Source organism: Spirosoma horti, assembly GCF_054776595.1.
On record NZ_BAAHBQ010000018.1, the window covers coordinates 1 to 16179 of the forward strand.

At 47.7% G+C, this 16179-nt stretch carries 18 protein-coding genes and 1 pseudogene; 14 read left to right on the top strand and 5 right to left on the bottom strand.

The genetic code is table 11. The features are described 5' to 3' along the window. The first annotated feature begins 173 nt into the window (after nt 1–173). The 5 genes from ACYVAM_RS31420 (at nt 174) to ACYVAM_RS31440 (ending at nt 2296) form a co-directional block, all read left to right on the top strand. Entirely contained in the window at nt 174–629 is a 456-nt protein-coding gene (locus ACYVAM_RS31420) for a transposase (protein WP_461074119.1), read from the top strand. A gap of 64 nt (nt 630–693) precedes the next feature. Continuing rightward, a complete protein-coding gene (locus ACYVAM_RS31425) occupies nt 694–1725 on the top strand; it encodes a T9SS type A sorting domain-containing protein (RefSeq protein WP_461074120.1) in 1032 nt (343 codons plus the stop codon). A 48-nt stretch (nt 1726–1773) separates the two neighbouring features. Then, complete coding sequence (locus ACYVAM_RS31430) at nt 1774–1914, top strand: hypothetical protein (protein WP_461074121.1); 141 nt, start codon at nt 1774–1776, stop codon at nt 1912–1914. Nucleotides 1915–2087: 173 nt separating this feature from the next. Further along, a complete protein-coding gene (locus ACYVAM_RS31435) occupies nt 2088–2174 on the top strand; it encodes a PqqD family peptide modification chaperone (RefSeq protein WP_461074135.1) in 87 nt (28 codons plus the stop codon). A gap of 20 nt (nt 2175–2194) precedes the next feature. Further along, nucleotides 2195–2296, top strand: a complete 102-nt coding sequence (locus ACYVAM_RS31440) for a hypothetical protein (protein ID WP_461074136.1) — start codon at nt 2195–2197, stop codon at nt 2294–2296. Nucleotides 2297–2607: 311 nt separating this feature from the next. Here ACYVAM_RS31440 and ACYVAM_RS31445 read toward each other — a convergent pair whose 3' ends face one another. Then, the gene (locus ACYVAM_RS31445; protein ID WP_461074122.1) at nt 2608–3360 is read right to left on the bottom strand and encodes an SDR family NAD(P)-dependent oxidoreductase; all 753 of its coding nucleotides are present in this window, start codon (nt 3358–3360) and stop codon (nt 2608–2610) included. 103 nt (nt 3361–3463) lie between these two features. Between ACYVAM_RS31445 and ACYVAM_RS31450 the strand changes: the two genes are divergently transcribed. After that, nucleotides 3464–3847, top strand: a complete 384-nt coding sequence (locus ACYVAM_RS31450; RefSeq protein WP_461074123.1) for a winged helix-turn-helix transcriptional regulator — start codon at nt 3464–3466, stop codon at nt 3845–3847. Between the two features lie 351 nt (nt 3848–4198). Here the strand turns inward: ACYVAM_RS31450 and ACYVAM_RS31455 are convergent. Further along, nucleotides 4199–4396, bottom strand: a pseudogene (locus ACYVAM_RS31455) (IS3 family transposase); the annotation flags it as partial. A gap of 411 nt (nt 4397–4807) precedes the next feature. Here ACYVAM_RS31455 and ACYVAM_RS31460 point away from each other — a divergent pair. After that, entirely contained in the window at nt 4808–5443 is a 636-nt protein-coding gene (locus tag ACYVAM_RS31460) for an ABC transporter ATP-binding protein (RefSeq protein ID WP_461074124.1), read from the top strand. Next, on the top strand, nt 5440–6567 hold the full coding sequence (locus ACYVAM_RS31465; protein WP_461074125.1) for a hypothetical protein: 1128 nt from the start codon (nt 5440–5442) through the stop codon (nt 6565–6567). The genes ACYVAM_RS31460 and ACYVAM_RS31465 overlap by 4 nt, the downstream gene beginning before the upstream one ends. A 148-nt stretch (nt 6568–6715) precedes the next feature. On the opposite strand, the gene ACYVAM_RS31470 is transcribed toward ACYVAM_RS31465, so the two are convergent. After that, nucleotides 6716–7510: a helix-turn-helix domain-containing protein gene (locus tag ACYVAM_RS31470; RefSeq protein WP_461074126.1), complete on the bottom strand. Its 795-nt coding sequence runs from the start codon at nt 7508–7510 to the stop codon at nt 6716–6718. Between the two features lie 18 nt (nt 7511–7528). Continuing rightward, the gene (locus ACYVAM_RS31475; RefSeq protein WP_461074127.1) at nt 7529–8575 is read right to left on the bottom strand and encodes an SDR family oxidoreductase; all 1047 of its coding nucleotides are present in this window, start codon (nt 8573–8575) and stop codon (nt 7529–7531) included. Between the two features lie 249 nt (nt 8576–8824). On the opposite strand from ACYVAM_RS31475, the gene ACYVAM_RS31480 reads away from it, so the two are divergent. The 5 genes from ACYVAM_RS31480 to ACYVAM_RS31500 all read left to right on the top strand — a co-directional run bounded on the left by ACYVAM_RS31480 (nt 8825) and on the right by ACYVAM_RS31500 (nt 12808). Further along, entirely contained in the window at nt 8825–9403 is a 579-nt protein-coding gene (locus ACYVAM_RS31480) for an LOG family protein (RefSeq protein ID WP_461074128.1), read from the top strand. Between the two features lie 141 nt (nt 9404–9544). After that, complete coding sequence (locus ACYVAM_RS31485) at nt 9545–10162, top strand: DUF1572 family protein (RefSeq protein ID WP_461074129.1); 618 nt, start codon at nt 9545–9547, stop codon at nt 10160–10162. A 200-nt stretch (nt 10163–10362) separates the two neighbouring features. Then, nucleotides 10363–10695, top strand: coding sequence for a hypothetical protein (locus ACYVAM_RS31490; protein ID WP_461074130.1), 333 nt, complete (start codon nt 10363–10365; stop codon nt 10693–10695). A gap of 9 nt (nt 10696–10704) precedes the next feature. Further along, nucleotides 10705–11415 (top strand): lysostaphin resistance A-like protein, encoded by a 711-nt coding sequence (locus ACYVAM_RS31495; RefSeq protein WP_461074131.1) that lies wholly within the window; start codon nt 10705–10707, stop codon nt 11413–11415. A 514-nt stretch (nt 11416–11929) separates the two neighbouring features. Beyond that, entirely contained in the window at nt 11930–12808 is an 879-nt protein-coding gene (locus ACYVAM_RS31500; protein WP_461074132.1) for a glycoside hydrolase family 16 protein, read from the top strand. A gap of 485 nt (nt 12809–13293) precedes the next feature. On the opposite strand, the gene ACYVAM_RS31505 is transcribed toward ACYVAM_RS31500, so the two are convergent. Beyond that, a complete protein-coding gene (locus ACYVAM_RS31505; RefSeq protein WP_461074133.1) occupies nt 13294–13422 on the bottom strand; it encodes a hypothetical protein in 129 nt (42 codons plus the stop codon). A 241-nt stretch (nt 13423–13663) separates the two neighbouring features. Here ACYVAM_RS31505 and ACYVAM_RS31510 point away from each other — a divergent pair, with 241 nt between their 5' ends. Continuing rightward, nucleotides 13664–15934 carry a T9SS type A sorting domain-containing protein gene (locus ACYVAM_RS31510; protein WP_461074134.1) on the top strand — a complete coding sequence of 757 codons (2271 nt, stop codon included), beginning with the start codon at nt 13664–13666 and terminating at the stop codon, nt 15932–15934. Nucleotides 15935–16179 lie beyond the last annotated feature (245 nt).

Here is a 16179-nt window from a genome sequence, read left to right on the forward strand (position 1 = left end):
CAACCCAACCAACAACATTTACGCCCGCATCCTCAACTCGTTGTAAGGACTCAACGGTTGCGGCTGCTACTCTTTACCGTTAACTTTTAGTAAGAGTACTACAGGTAATTTCGTCGTATCGTACATAATAAGTGTCAACAACTATCCGGAGCATACGCCCCATCCATGCTTACATGACCCTTTACAGTGCTTTGTCTTACTCGAAGCACTTCGGGCGTAACCTGCAGGTCGTGCTGTTGCTGGACATGCGCCACCAAAAGTATGTCCTACTGGCTTCGACTGATGAATATCAATCGGCCAGTCAGATTGCCCACTACTATCACTTGCGTTTTCAAATCGAGTTGTTGTTTCGGGACGCTAAGCAGTTCACAGGTTTTAGTCAGTGCCAGGCACGTAGTGATGTTAAGTTGGACTACCACTTAAACGCCACTTTGAGTGGGGTCAATGTGGCCCGGCTGTTGCAGGCGGCAGGTGCTTCACTCCTCAACTCAATGAACGCGTTGGTACGTCGGCAAGCCAACCACCGAATATGGAAGACGCTATATAGTCAACTTAGCATTGATGGCTCAGTTGATCTAAATCGGCTTGATAGCCTGAATTGTCAATTCTGGCACCGTAAGGCTGCTTAATAGAACCGCTAAACTGCTAACAGTATTGTCACGATCTAAACTCAAGTAGTAAACATTAACAATTATGACCAGAAAAGTTTTACTAGTATTCTCAATGATCCTGGGTGGTTTGTCTACCTGCTACGCACAAGACCCATCAGTTGGCGGTTTTGTCGTTAATCCATCCATTTTGGCAACGGGCGGTAGTGGAACTATCAGTGCTAACTTTGGAAACGGTAGCTCTACAGTTATCCCTCAAGGCAACAATGCTCGTTACCTAATTAAGCTACCTCCTAATATTGGCGTCGTTTCTACCTCTATCAGTCCATCGGCCCCGAACATTGTAACGACAGTTGACCCTTATGACCCTGTTAATGGTCAAACCATCACACTGATTAGTAGTACAGGACCTGTTCCGGGAAACGCTAATTACGTTATTACCATAAACGTGCTGGGGGTACAACCCACTCCATCGGCTCCCATAAACATAAATGCCAGTTCAAGTCCAGCGCTCGGTACCAATATTTCCGGTGATGATGACGCTACCGCAACAATCACGGTTACAGGCCCTCTGCCCGTAGCGCTGGTTTCGTTCGCTGCGAAAGCACAGGAAAATCGTACGGTAGCCGTATCGTGGAAAACGTCCATGGAAACTAACAACAAAGGCTTTCTGGTTGAGCGCAGTAAAGATCTCAAACATTTTGAGTTCGTAGGTGAAGTAAGTGAACTGGCGGCTCCGAGCAATTCGCTGAAAAATTACCAGTTGATTGATCAGACGCCTTACTCAGGCACTAGCTATTACCGATTGACCCAAACGGATCTGAGCGGTAAAGCAACGGCTTTCCCCGTAGCAGCTGTTGTTCTGCGGGAAGAAGCCTACGGGGTGTATCCGAACCCGGTGGTGAGTGATGGTCAGTTTACGCTTCGGTTAGACGAGCCCGAAACAGCAACGGTCGGTTTCTTTGGTGCGGATGGTCGGCCAATGTCATTCCAGAAAACGGGTATTCAATCGGGTAACCTGCTATTGAAAGCAACGGGTAAGTTATCGGCTGGTGTTTATGTACTTACCGTGGAAGAGCGGGGACAGACGCGCCAGCATCGCATCGTTGTTCAATAAGCAAGGCTGCCAACTTACTCATTTCACCACATTTACTTTTCTTGTCTCATGACTACAAAGACTGTACATATATCGGCTCCTACGCCAAAAAAAGCCTACAAAACGCCCAAGCTAAAAGCGCTGGGTAGCGTAAAAAAACTAACCTTAAAGAGTGGATCGGCCGTAGATGGCTTCGGAACATTCGCTTAGTTTTTTCAATTAAACCTACTTTTGAGCTTGATTTGCCTTCACCTTGGCGAATCAAGCTCTTTTGATTAACTTCAATCGGATTCAATTCGTATATCTAGGCCCCTTACGCTTAATACAGCGTTCAATTACTTCCAAACCAGTCCTCCTCCGTACTCGGTAACGAAACCATTCTGTTGAATTATGAGGCCGTTAGTTATTACGAATTGAATGAAGTTGGCGGGTTTATCTGGGCGCTTTTACAAGACAATAAAGCAGGCTGATTGACGAAATTCGGGCACAACTGCTTGAAGAATTCGATGTAGAACCCGCCGTTTGCCAAGATGAGTTAACGCTGTTTCTAGACAATCTATACCGTGAAAAGCTTATCGAAGTCAGCAATTAGTTTAGGGAAGTTTTATCCCTGAGTGGGCATAAAAAGTGGTTGCTGGTCAATGCGTATGCGACTGATGGACTAGACAGATAATAAAATTAGCTGTCTCTTTAAACGCTCCCAAGCGAGACGAAGAGAGATCTAAGTATCTGTTTCTTACATAGAAAGTAGGGTAAAACAGTGTCGTTTTGAGCCCAAAATATAGCTAACGATTAACAAGGTACCAATCTGGATTAATAGTTTAGCTTAAGGAGACATCCTTACCCGACAGCTAGGGGGCTTGTCTTTAGCACCCCTAGCTGCTCGCTAAAGTAGTATCCATTTTAGCGCATTCCTCCCGAAACAGCTAATTTTTCACCCGTGATCCAGCCCGCGTTATCCGATGCCAGGAAAGCTACAGCTGGGGCTATTTCAGTTGGTTTGCCGAACCTACCCATGGGTATAGCGGCAATCATGGCCTTTTCGATGGCACTGCCGGCCAGGCCCAGCGCCTTTGACCCCTCGGTATCCGTTGGGCCCGGTGCCACCGTATTGACCCGGATGCGGCGGTTCACCAGTTCTCTGGATAAAGAAACGGTTAAGGCGTTTAGGGCCGCCTTCGATGAGGAATAAATACTGGTGTAGGGCCCTGGATTCTGTCCGCCTACTGAACTGATATTGACAATGCTACCTCCTGTTTGGGGAAAATACTTCAACGACTCCTGGATCGTCAGCAGGGGACCTAACACATTGACCCGGTACTGTTCCAGAAAATCTTCCTCCCTAACCGCTTCAATGGGGCCGAATCGGGCGATCCCAGCATTATTCACCAGCACATCCAGCTGGCCAAACCCCTCCTTCACCTGTTTTAACAAATCAATAATATCGGCATGCTGGGCCATATCGGCCTGAAGGGCAATGGCCTGTCCGCCTGTCTCCCGGATGGCGTTGACCACGCCTTCTGCATCGCTTGCCGCCGAATGATAGGTAACAATGACAATCGCGCCACAGGCGGCAAGTTCTTTTGCTATGGCAGCGCCAATACCCTTTGAGCTGCCGGTAACGAGGGCAACCTTCTGCGTCAAATCTATTTTCATGAGCTCTCTTTTTTAACAAAGCTAGATGAACGAACTTTACTCAGGGAATGGGTTTCCCTTTAGAAAGTAGTTTCCTTCCAGAAACTACGTTGCGCCAAGACGGATGAACAAGAAAGTATTTATTGATCAAAAGCCGCTGCACTGTCCCAGTCAGCTGAAAGCTATCCATGATACGATGGATATTTTAAGCGGCAAATGGAAGATCACCATCATTGGGTGCTTGAGCTTCGGCGACAAACGGTTCATGGACTTAATGCGGGAAGTGAAAGGGATTGGCTCCAAAATGCTGTCCAAGGAGTTACAGGAGCTGGAGATCAACGGATTAATCAGTCGCACGGTGCAGCCTACCAAACCGGTCACGGTGGAATACGCGCTGACCGATTATGGTCAGACCTTGCGGCCTATCCTGTGGGAAATGGCTGATTGGGGGCAACATCACAGGATAAAAGTAAAAGCAACCTTGAAGGGGGAAGTTGGCAATAGTTAGCGCCTAGCTTGAACCCATCTAATTTTCACGTTACCTCAACAAATCAAGTTGTTATACAGATTGTCGAAAGGATGTGTTAGTTTGGTGGGTGATGTCGGCTACCGGCTTGGATAGGCGTTAACTTGATGGGGTGTTTAGGGGGAAGCCAATTAACAACAAGCCTATGGGGCAAGTACTGCCCTACCAGTCAGTCTTATTGACCTTGATTATATTTGACCAATTTTATATTCTCAACAAACGCTCCTACCTGAGACGAGTAATCGTTCCTGAATAGGCTCTTGCCTGAAACGACGAATTATTCATGCGTCTGCTCATTAATTCTGGACTTGCAACAAAATACTGGATAAATCTTTAAGCAACATTTAGCAGTTGCCCATTATAATAGTCAAAAGGGGAAAGGTAACCCAGCGCCGAATGCCTTCGCTGGCGATTGTACCAAATCTCCACGTATTCAAATATTGACTGCTTAGCAATCGCCCGGCTTTGAAAAACTTGCTGATAGACCAGCTCTGACTTCAGCGTCTTAAAAAAACTTTCCTCTACGGCATTGACTTGTTATCTTTTTCTGGACAGAAAAGTCAAGAAACATTATCCCGGGGGGCGCGTCCTGAAAAAGATAGTTCCATCAGAGAATACCCCAAACCATATGTGTGTAATAATCTCTTAATATGCTCCCAAGTGAGACGATGGAAAATTTATTTAGTTGCGTCAGTCGTGTTTAAAGAGCCTTTTTGAGATTCGATATATTGAGGATTAGCTCAATCTGATTGAAATACGATTGAGTGGCAGGTGAATAAATGGTGGCATACCCCTGCTCCTACTGTCCTGGTTTTAGGCCGCTTGTCGATTTTTACAAAATCTATCAGGCCACTAGAATACATTCGCTCAAAAAAGACTCGCTAAAAGGTATGAATGAGCTGATGAACCCCTCGGCACAGCCAGCCTTTTGCTTATTTCTACATGTTGCACATCAAGAAGTTTAGAAAAGTATACAATCGCTATGTAGCTCTTCAGGTAGACAACGTTGTCATTTCGCCCGGCATCTATTGGCTACAAGGCGTAAACGGTTCAGGTAAGAGCACACTGCTCAAAGCACTGGCCGGTATAATCGCTTTCGAGGGCGATAGTATTCTCCACCAACAAATTAGTCTCAAGCAACAACCAACGGCTTATCGCCGGTTGGTCAACTTCGCCGAAGCGGAACCTATATTCCCCGATTTTTTAACTGGAGTCGAGTTAGTTGACTTGTTTAGGGCTGCCAAAAAAGCGCCACCCCATCAGCAGGACTACTATCTGGAAAGTATGCAGATGACCACCTTCATCGGCGATCCAGTGAGCACCTATTCCAGCGGGATGCTGAAAAAGCTGGCTCTAGTGTTGGCATTCCTGGGACAACCTGCGTGTATCTTGTTGGACGAACCGCTAACGACCCTCGACGCTGATTCATTGCCCGTCCTATATACCTGGATTGCCAACCAGTACTACCAGCAGGGAACCACCTTTTTGTTATCCTCTCATCAATCGTTTACTGGGGAGGCTTTGCCCGTGTTACAAAACCTATTTGTTGAGCATAACACCTTACGGCTCCCTGTATGAGAAGACCGCTAACCCGTGTATTAATCACCATCATGGCCAAAGGCTTTTACCAGGCCCATACTGGTTTACTAGTTGCCCTATTTATCCTGATTTTTATTAATTTCTTCTACACCCCTGTTCTAAACCAAACGCATCTAACTCAGGAGCAGATCATTCGGAATGCCTTGAAACTTGTACTGACCACCGTGAGCGAGCCGCTGGGCGTGTTCTTTTTGTTTAGCCTTTGGTTGGTTTACAACCTGAAAAGCGGGCAGTACGTCGCCAGGCGGCTAAAGGAGGTGGATGCTCACTTTTTGTTTTATAGTAGTAACGCCTTCAGCCAAGCTAATCAGCTTATAGCCTGGTCAATTGTCCAGTTGATCATCTCGCTACCCACTATCAGCTTAGGCGTATTTGCCATGATCATCGGCCTGGTTTACGGACACTGGATCATTCCGCTGGTGATCCCCATGTATCTAACCGCCCTTATTGCGGCCAATGCCTTCTTCTACACGCACTTGATCAACAGGACAGTCACCAAGCCAGTGGATAACGATAGACGGATGGGGCTAAGGCGCTGGCCGAAGCCCCTATTTAGTTTATTCTTCTATGAAGTTATTCACAAAAAGCGAGTTACTTATCTGGTGAGCAAGTGTATCTCAGCGATCAGCCTAGTGCTCCTGTTGCGTATTTTTTCCGACTCTCATACCGATATTCGTCTATTTGGTCTGATTAGTCTATGTATCGCCCTAGCGCATGTTCTACTCATCTATGAGTCGAGTGCGTTTGAATCATTTTACCTTCGTTTCGCCCGAAACTTTCCTTCTAGCCACTGGCAACGCTACGGTCAACAATGTGCCTTATACAGTTTACTGCTACTACCCGAGGTCATATTGCTTTTCACGCTGAGTGCTTGGCGTGAGGGACTTCTCTGTCTTTTTCTGACGATTAGCCAACTGCTGTTGTTTCGTGCTTTGCTCTACCCGCTTGGTCAGCGGATGGACTCGTATTTACGAATTGTGTTTGGCCTCTTCGTGGTAGTACTCTTGTTGATTCTGTTTGGGCTCACCGAGTGGGTTTTAGTTAGCGCGTTGGTAGGCAGTTGGGGACTAGCGTATTCCTATTCCTATCGGTCTTTAGAATAAGAGGATGAATAGGCTCGTAAGTTATCAACTGGGCTAAATAGACGGGTTGCCGTTGATCTCAACAAACGCTCCCACTTGAGACGGTAGCTATTTTTATATCCATAAATAGGGCGTTTAGCAAAAAATAAGTAAGACATAGTCTGTCCGTTCAGAGCACATTTGAAAAGTTGGTTGGATTGTAACCAAAATTCTTCTTAAAGGCGAAAGAAAAATGAGAAAGGTCTTCGAAACCTACTTCCAGATACACTTCGGATGGTTTCCTTTTCTTCTCGACGATTTGATAATGCGCCAACTCCAGCCGCTTCTGGGTGAGCCACCGGCCGGGTGAGTTGTTAAACGCTTTGTGGAAATCCTTTTTAAATGAGGTTAAGCTTCGACCCGTCAGATACCCAAACTTTTCCAGTGGCAGGTTGAACATATAATTCCGCTCCATAAAATCGACCAGGTCCAGCTTGCCGGGCTCCTCAAAATGGCTCAGCAGCCCGTCAACGTCCTTATCAAGGGCGCGCATTACCCGGATCGCTTCGTCAACCTTACTAACCGCGATATCGGCGGGCAACGCATCAGCCAGTTCGAAATAAGGCAACAAGGAATTAAATAAGCTCGTCAGCAAGGGATGTGCCTGAAATCGTTTTGGCTGACGATCAGGCTGGGCCGGCAGCTTGGGCGGGTTGTGAGCATAATAATGTTGTCGCCTTTCCTGCCGAAAAAGTACGGAAATGGTAATACAGGGCTCCCCCTCCAGCGGAAGTTTGCTCATTCTACCCAACTGATTACGAGGGAATAGCACCGTATCACCGGCACAAAAGGAGTAACTTCGTTCGGCCGCCACGATCCTGACTTCGCCAGAAACGACACGCACTAAGGCCGGTTGCGGTAGTACCAGTTCCCGGCTGTAGTGAGCTTCTTTTTTACAGGCAATAAATACGTCGGCTACTTCCATGTGATTAAAGGTACACAATTATTGATCCAACAGCCGCAGCCGAATCAGGCTCTCGGCGGTAGCCAATACGGCCTCTTCGGTAGAACGGGGTGACCAGTCCAGCAGGTGGATCGCCTTGGCGCTGGTCACGTTCATCATTCGGCCCAGCAACGGGATCATCGATTTAACCATCGGATCTTTCAGGGCGGCAATACGCAGCAAGGCATTGGGAAGCTCTCTGGCGTTGATTTTGCTGGCGTTCGGACCTAGGTGCGTTTTCAGGATTTTAGCGATTTCGATTAGCCAGACACTTTCACCTGCCGTGGCAATAAAACGTTCGCCTTTGGCTGCGGGATGTGTCATAGCCCGCAGGTGCAGGTCAGCGACATCGCGGACATCAACAAAACCGGAGTTAATCTTGGGACAGCCGGGCATTTTGCCGGTCAATAAATTTTTGATTAGATGGATCGAATGCGAATAATCAGGCCCCCATACCGGACCCATGACGGTTACCGGGTTGATAGCCGAAAGCTCCAGTCCGTCGCCTTCCTGTTTAATAAACTCCCAAGCTGCCCGTTCAGCCAGTGTTTTTGATTTCTGGTAAGCGGGTGCTTTCCCGGCGACATTAGTCCAACTCGTTTCGTCATAAGGGGCTGTTTGTGGGGGGTGGCCGTATACAATAGCCCCAATGGCCGAGGTCAACACCACGCGCTTTACCCTTGCATCTCTGGAAGCCCTTAGGACGCGTAGTACGCCCTCTCGCGCCGGGATGATCATTTCATCCTCATGTTTATAGGTTAGAATAGGGGTAGGTGACGCAACGTGCAGCACGTAGGTGCAGTTGCTCACCACTTGGTTCCATTGCCCATCGGCGGACAGATCAGCCTCGACAAAGGTTAATCGCTTACCCGCATCGCTGCCCCCTTCTTTAAGCATGGCTCTTACTTCGGCTTCCCGGTTTAAAGACCGCAGTGTTGTTCGTACTTGGTAACCAGCCTGTAACAACTGGAGGATGCAATGGACAGCAATAAAACCTGATCCACCGGTTACCAGTACTGCTTTTTCGGAATTTGAATTTGTAGTCATCTGCTTTTGGTTTAATGACCCAAAATTCGGGTTAAACAGGTGGTACAGCTTTGTTCAAAAGGCGCAATATACTTTGTTTAAAAGGCGGGATGAGAATAATCCATCGCACAAAACCCTTCTAATTGAGACAACGAAGCGGTCATAGATCTGCCTCTTTAAACGGGCGATTACGGAAACAATATTTGGCCTAAAGTTTGTACTTTAGCTAACCTGTAAGTGATTGACAACAGTACCAAAATTTAAAGAAGTATGAAAGTATGCGTGTACTGCGCTTCTAGTGCCAAAATCGATAGGGCTTACTTTGAGGCTACCGAAACACTTGCTAGGGAACTGGTTAAAGCCAACATAGAGGTCATATATGGTGGTGGCGCCATCGGGTTAATGGGTAAGCTGGCTGATACCATTTTGTTGAATGGTGGTAAGATTAAAGGCATTATGCCTCGCTTCATGAATGAAGTCGAATGGGCCCACAAAAACGTTACGGACTTTGAGTTTACCGAGACCATGCACGAACGGAAAGCCAAATTCCTAGAAGGTATTGATGGGCTGGTGACGCTGCCAGGCGGGAGCGGTACACTAGAGGAGTTACTAGAGGCAATCACCCTGAAGCGATTAGGCCAGTTTACCAAACCTATTGTTATCCTGAATACCAAAGGGTTTTATGACCCGCTACGGGAGATGTTAGACCGGTGCGTACAGGAAAACTTTATGCATGAAAAGCATTTAGCAATGTGGTCATTTGTAGAACGCCCCGAGGAGGTTATTAATGCGCTGACTACTGCCGCCACTTGGGATAAAAGTGCAATTGATTTTGCAACTAACACGTAGTTGTATTCATCTCGATAAAGGCTCATCCATGAGATAATAATGTACTTTAAGGAAATGGCGCTACAGGCAACAGCATTTAGCCTCTACTTTCGTACTTTGGTTACCGTAGAATTCCCCAGACAACCTTAACTAGCCACACCTATGGCGCAACACCCAACTAACGATCTGACAGTAGACTACCTAACCAGTGCTAAAAAGCAGTTTGCCTATTACAAGTTACTTGGCGAGCAAACCATGAGTCAGGTATCCGACGAAGCCTTATTCTGGCAGTACAATGAGGAGAGTAATAGTATTGCCCTCATCGTCAAACACCTCTGGGGCAATATGCTGTCCCGATGGACCGATTTTCTGCATACTGATGGGGAAAAGGAGTGGCGTAACCGAGAGAGCGAGTTTGAGAATGATATGCAGACCAGAGACCAGGTAATGGCCCGTTGGCAGGCTGGCTGGGACTGTCTGCTCACGACGCTCGATGGGCTACAGCGAGAAGACTTCCAGCAAGAAATTTTCATTCGCAACATGGGCCACTCGGTCGTTGAAGCCATCAATCGCCAATTGGCTCACTATCCGTATCATGTGGGTCAAATTGTCTTCATCGGCAAGATGGTTTGCAACGAGAAGTGGATGAGCTTATCCATTCCCCGGGGTAATTCAGAAGCGTATAATGCGGACAAGTTTGCACAGCCAAAGCGAACGGAACACTTTACCGACGAACTGCTTCCGATAAATGCAATTGGCCGTAGGCACGGCGGCACCTGACAGCTGGTAAAGGTTCAACTGGTGTGGCGAACATGCATTTTAGAATCTCAAAATAGGCTCCCACCTGAGACGAAGGAACAATCCAGTATCTTCTTCTGGAATGAGTGGTTTTGATCCAGTGAACTAGCAAGAAATTAGAAAGGAAAACTGTTTGATGAAATCGTGATTAGTGGCGTACTTTATGAGCACAATCCTACGGAATGAGCCAAGCAGAAAACAGAAAAAAAAGCTTTAAAACCGACCGTATTAAATATGCTACCTATAAACAGCCAAAACTGGATCCACACATCGTCACGCTGGTCGAACGAAGAATGTTTATTCAGGTGGGCTTCTTTTTGGTAACTCTGGGGGCATCTTACCTCAATACAGGATTAAGTATTGTGCTGTTTCTTCTGGTTCAGTTGTCGTACGTTTTCCTGACGACCCAAACGCCCACCGGAGCCCCTGCCGAAGTAGAAAATACGGTTTCTCAGAAACAGATCTTCTTGCTTACTCGAACTCAGGGAGGGCAAACGGGCCCAATTATTCATTAACTCAAAACCATGAATGACTATTTAGTCGTGTCTTTCTGCCTCTTATTGGTAAGTCTGTCTCTGTTTGTATTGGGTAGGAGACGAGTACTGAATGACAAATTTGATATCCCATTTTGGTTAAGTAGTTTCATTTTCGCTGGATTTTATGGACTTCAAGTTGGTAGACCAGTTGTGATCCAGTGGTTGGGCTTTCCGGATAGAATAAATCATTTACTCTTTTATGATTATGGAAATGGGCTTCTTGGACTACTTCCCTTATCACTGGCTCTGGTGTTGATTGGCAAGTATCTACTAAACATAGATTACCAGGAGCAGTGGAGTGGGACGACTAGGTTTAAGTTGGCCTCGTTAAAATATGGACTCATTAGCGGCCTACTACTGGCCGCTGTCCCCTTACTACTGATGGCAGCGAGTGGCCACGCATTCACTTACCAAATAGACGTATATCGATACAGCGTAAATGGGGTCACGAACCTATATGAAGAACTTATTTGTCGGGGCTTGCTCCTGGCTTGTTGCGTTAAATATTGGACTAAACTGTGGGCTGTTGTATGGACGTCGGTGGTGTTCGGCCTGGCTCATGGGGTAACCGAAAAGAGTATAGGGATCGCTTTGGGAGCGGGCCTGATGGCTTGGGCCGTTCTAAAGGCAAAAAGCTTGTGGGCTGGTTGGACAAGCCATCAATTAACCGATACGCTGGTTGATACATTTTTACCTTAACGGGGTAAGGTCTCTGACTCACCAACCCCTTCGTTGGTTGACATCTATAGGCTACGAAGTGAGCCGCCGTATATAGCTTAGTCTTGGGGCCCACCGAGCAGTCGGAATCTGTACTTCAGTAGATTTACTTCAACTTCCCGATCGCTTCAAACGCTCCTGAATGTGATACAAAGTTTCAATTGTGAATAGACTGTATAGAATTTGACACCTTTCAAAAGCGTTGACCGGTTGTGTCCAATCGGTATATAATTTCTACTGGCGAGCGTCGATTTTTGGATGGTTTATAAGTGATTAATTGCTTACGCTGATCGGCAGCTTATTTAAGTTAAGAGAGACAAAAGACGCACGCTTAGCCACATAATTACCAACGGTCGCCCTTTGATGAGTCAAAATTAAGGTTTCAGTGGTAGCTTTAGCACCTAGCTAAACTCTATAGTATGCAAGCGATACGGGTGGCGCGGATCATGGTTTATCTAGGTTTGGAAATTTTGATAAAAATACAGACGCTTCTCAGATGAAAAACCTTTTCATACTCTTCGTTCTAGTCAGTTTGTCTGCCAGGGCCCAGCCTAAACCCCTTCAGAAAGCCTTTACAGAAGAATTCAATAATTCAACTTCTCCTTATTTCAGCTACGGCTCGACGGGACAAAAACTCCCTTTCAAGTACACTCAGGGTATTTCTTCTTCAACCGAGCCCAAAACCACCATTCTTTCCTTCAGGATCAATCCGGATGAAGCCCCCGGGGCGGGGAAGGGACCTGAAATTATCTCCACCAATTTTACCCATTTCGGTACGTATTCGGCTCGTCTCAAGGTGCCCGCCGTGACGACTCTACAACCGAATGTTGGGGCCGTGGTAGGATACTTCACCTACCACATGGATAGTATTCCCGGCCTGAGCGAGATTGATATTGAGTGGCTCATTGCTGATCCCACCATTATTTACATCGGCACCTGGACCGGACATGCCGGCGCCCTGCAACGGGTTGGCCGCACAATCAATCTAGCCAAAGGCATTATTTATGCCACCGAGCAAAAAATCAACTACGATGGCACACCCACTCCCCTGAAGGGCGAGCAGAATCAGCCCCAAAGGCTGCCCCCTTTACCCGGCTACGATGCCTCCTCGCAGTTTTATACCTACGGCTTTGACTGGTATCCTGACCGGCTTCGCTGGTGGATGCTTCACCCCACCACGGGGGAAAAACTCGTGCTATGGGATTACCAGGGCTCATCATTAGGTATTCCCCAGAACGCATCGCGCTACCGGATGAATTTCTGGCATACTAATAACTGGTCGGTTGAGACCAATCCGCACTCAACGGAAGCGCCCAAAAACCCCTATCAACTGGAAGTAGACTGGATGGCTTATAAACCACTCCAACGCCCTTGATGGTGCTAACCAACCGGCGGGGAGGGTGTAAGTTAGCGTGAGTCGTTGACCCAACGGGATGAATGGTCTCGACGACTGTTTTACCTGCTTGCTGATTGCCGAGATTAAGGAATGCCGTTACGTTAAACCGGAACAACTCATATCTTGTCAATACACTTTAATTACTCCTTCTCCTAAAACGCTCTTTGATTGCGACGGCTGTTCATCCTACTTCAGGCAAATTACGAACTATCCGCCCATCAGCCGATCTTGTTTCAGTAAAAATTACTTAACAACTATTAACGAGCGAATTAGGCATTGTAGGTGGAACATTTCGTACGAATGTTGGCTATCCCCAGTGTTGAGTAAACGGTCATAACATTGCGAACAGGGGTAGTTTTTCAGTTCGTACAATCTGCGATCTTTCAGGATCGACTGGACTGATATGCCTTTTTCTGCCGCCACTACTTTCAAGCTCTTGCCCCAGGCAACTATACGTAACCGATTCAGGCATTCGGCATAGGTGGGTGCTGCTCAATAAGCCGGGTTAGGTTGTCGGCGTCGAGCGGCTCCTGTTTAGACCTAAGCTTACGGTATGTGTTCAGGTGTTCAACACCCTCAGGTACTCTCTTCATAATTTGGCCTATTTAGTCGCTATTCTTCAAACCGACGAACCCCGTACAGCTACAAGAGTAACATCGGTTTATTGCTGATTGACGGCAATTCAACTGGTAAAATGCCACTTCTCGGATTGAAACTTTTGAAAAGTAACCCATACCGGGGCCAGCTTTGCCCAATCAAGCGACTCAGCGAACGCTGTCGCTTTGTAAACCCCATCCAGTTACAATTCCCCCTTCAAATTACAAACGAATCATCATGAAAAAATTAAGCGTATGCCGACCCACTACAATCCTTTTTGACCTGCTGGCTCCTGCTCTGGGGCTGCTTAACGCCATTTTCGTAACCCAATGGGTCGAGTATCAAAAACGACAGGATGCGGTTTCCCCTCCGTCGGGCTGGCCAACTTGGGTATACCAGTTGTTGTTTAGCAGCTTGCTAGGGTTGACAGGGTTTACCGCCAGCGCCCAGACTAACTGGACTGCCCAGCCCCAGTTACCGAATCGTAATTATTTATTTGATATGGCCTACGGAGCGGGGCGCTATGTAACTGTTGGCGATTATGGCTTGACACGCGTTTCTACGGATGGCGTATCCTGGACGACTCAGCCGCAAGGGCCGCTCCAGTGGGAGGGGTTAAGTGGTATAGTCTATGCCAAAAACCAGTTTGTGGTGGTGGGCTACAAGGGCGGTATAATGACCTCTCCTAATGGCCTGACCTGGACCAAGCAAAATTCCGGCACGGTCCAGCCTCTACAGACCATTGCTTATGGCGGAGGAACGTTTGTTGCCGCAGGCAGAAATGGTATACTGATCACCTCAACCGATGGGATCACCTGGACAAAACGGGTATCGGGTGCAACCAATATGTTTACTGGAGTCGTCTATGGGGGCAAGCAGTTTGTCGCTGTGGGTGTGGGGTTTCTGATAACCTCACCGGATGGCATAACCTGGACCACCAGAAAGTTACCCGGCCTCTATAGTTTGGGAGGTGTCACGGTCGGACCCAACGGACTTTTCGTTGCCGTGGGGGATGGTTACTCCGTACTTACCTCAACCGATGGAATAATCTGGACGCCCCATCTTTTTGACGGGCCGGCGCACTACTTAACAGGCGTAGCGTATAATTCGGCATTGAACAAGTATGTGGCTTTAGCCTCTTTACATGGCTATATATATACATCGACAGACGGCATAACCTGGACAGCTAGCTCCTCCGGCACGAACGCAGATTTGATCGCCGTGCGGTATCTGCAGGGCAAGTATTTTGTGGTGGGGGAAGACGCCACCATCCGCTCTTCGTCGAATGGGTACCTCTGGAATCCCCTTACCGTTGATCCGACGACTGCCTTGTACGGGGCTGCCTTTGGCAATGGCCGATACGTAGCCGTAGGGGCTTACTCGACCATTTATAACGCCTATAGGTCCAACTTAGCCATCACCTCGGTGGATGGGATCAATTACACCGTTGGCGAAACGATTCATGTGCCCAACGGAGCCCGGCAGTTTAATGACGTTGCCTTTGGCAATGGCCTGTTTGTCGCCGTTGGTGAGGATGGCCTCATTCAAACCTCCACCGATGGCAAGGTCTGGGAGTTTCGCCAGCTAGTCATGGGAAAAACGCTAAATGCGGTTGCCTACGGGGGCGGGCAGTTTATTGCCATCGGAGAGAATGGCTTTCTGGCCCGCTCGAACGACGGGAAAATCTGGAATTCACTCTATACGGGGCTGGCCAAAAATTTTAAGGGACTTAGTTACGCTAATGGGCAGTTTACCGCCGTGGGTCAATCCGGCGCTATCGCGACCTCATCTAACGGCCTTATCTGGACAATTCATCCATCCATTACTGATAAGGAGCTAAAGAGCGTTGCCTACGGTAATGGCAAGTGGGTAGCCGTTGGTTATGATGGCGTGGTGCTCTATCGGATTGATGGACTCACGGTCTGGCTGGGACTATCCCTGGGAAATTCTGTCCATTTTAATCATGTCATCTTTGCCAACAACCAGTTCGTAGCGGTTGGTCTCGACGGAAAAATTTACACCTCACCAAATGGTTTCGGATGGACGGCCCGTGAGTCCGGGACTACGGTTCATCTGTGGAGCCTCATGCACAGTGCCAACCAGTTTGTTGCCGTGGGGGAACCTTCGTTAGAGAATTACTGGACCACGGCCATTGTCGTCACCTCACCCAACAATAATCCAGCGACGGCGCAATCCATCTCCTCAACTCCCGATCCACAGGCGCGTTTAGCGGCCGAAGAAGCCGGGCTGGAGGGGCGGTTACAGGTCAAGGCCTATCCCAATCCAGTACAAGAGCAGTTTACCGTGACCATCGACGGGGCCAGTGGTCAACCCGTTCGGTTATGGCTGCTTGATTTGAAGGGTCGCACGGTTATAGATCGTCAAATCCAGGTGGGCGATTCGTCGAATCAGGAATCGATGCGTCTGGACAATCAAGAACCCGGCACCTATTTGTTGCAGGTGAGTACACCTAGCCAGACCAAAACCATTAGGTTGATCAAACAGTAGGGAAGTCCTGGAAATATTCATTCGTGGGGTAGTGCTGCGGAAAGGATGCGACTTGTTCATCCTTTCCGCAGCACTACCCCACGAATGAATATTTCCTTCTTTTTGTTTGATTAAGCCATACACAGTGTCAATCAGTATTCCAGTCCTGCGGGTAATGTTTTAGCCTGCTCGATAAAGTCAGAAAGCTGCTCAAGCGAGGGAGGACGAAGCGTCAATTCTTTCGTCGAATTAATTTCAGTAATTTT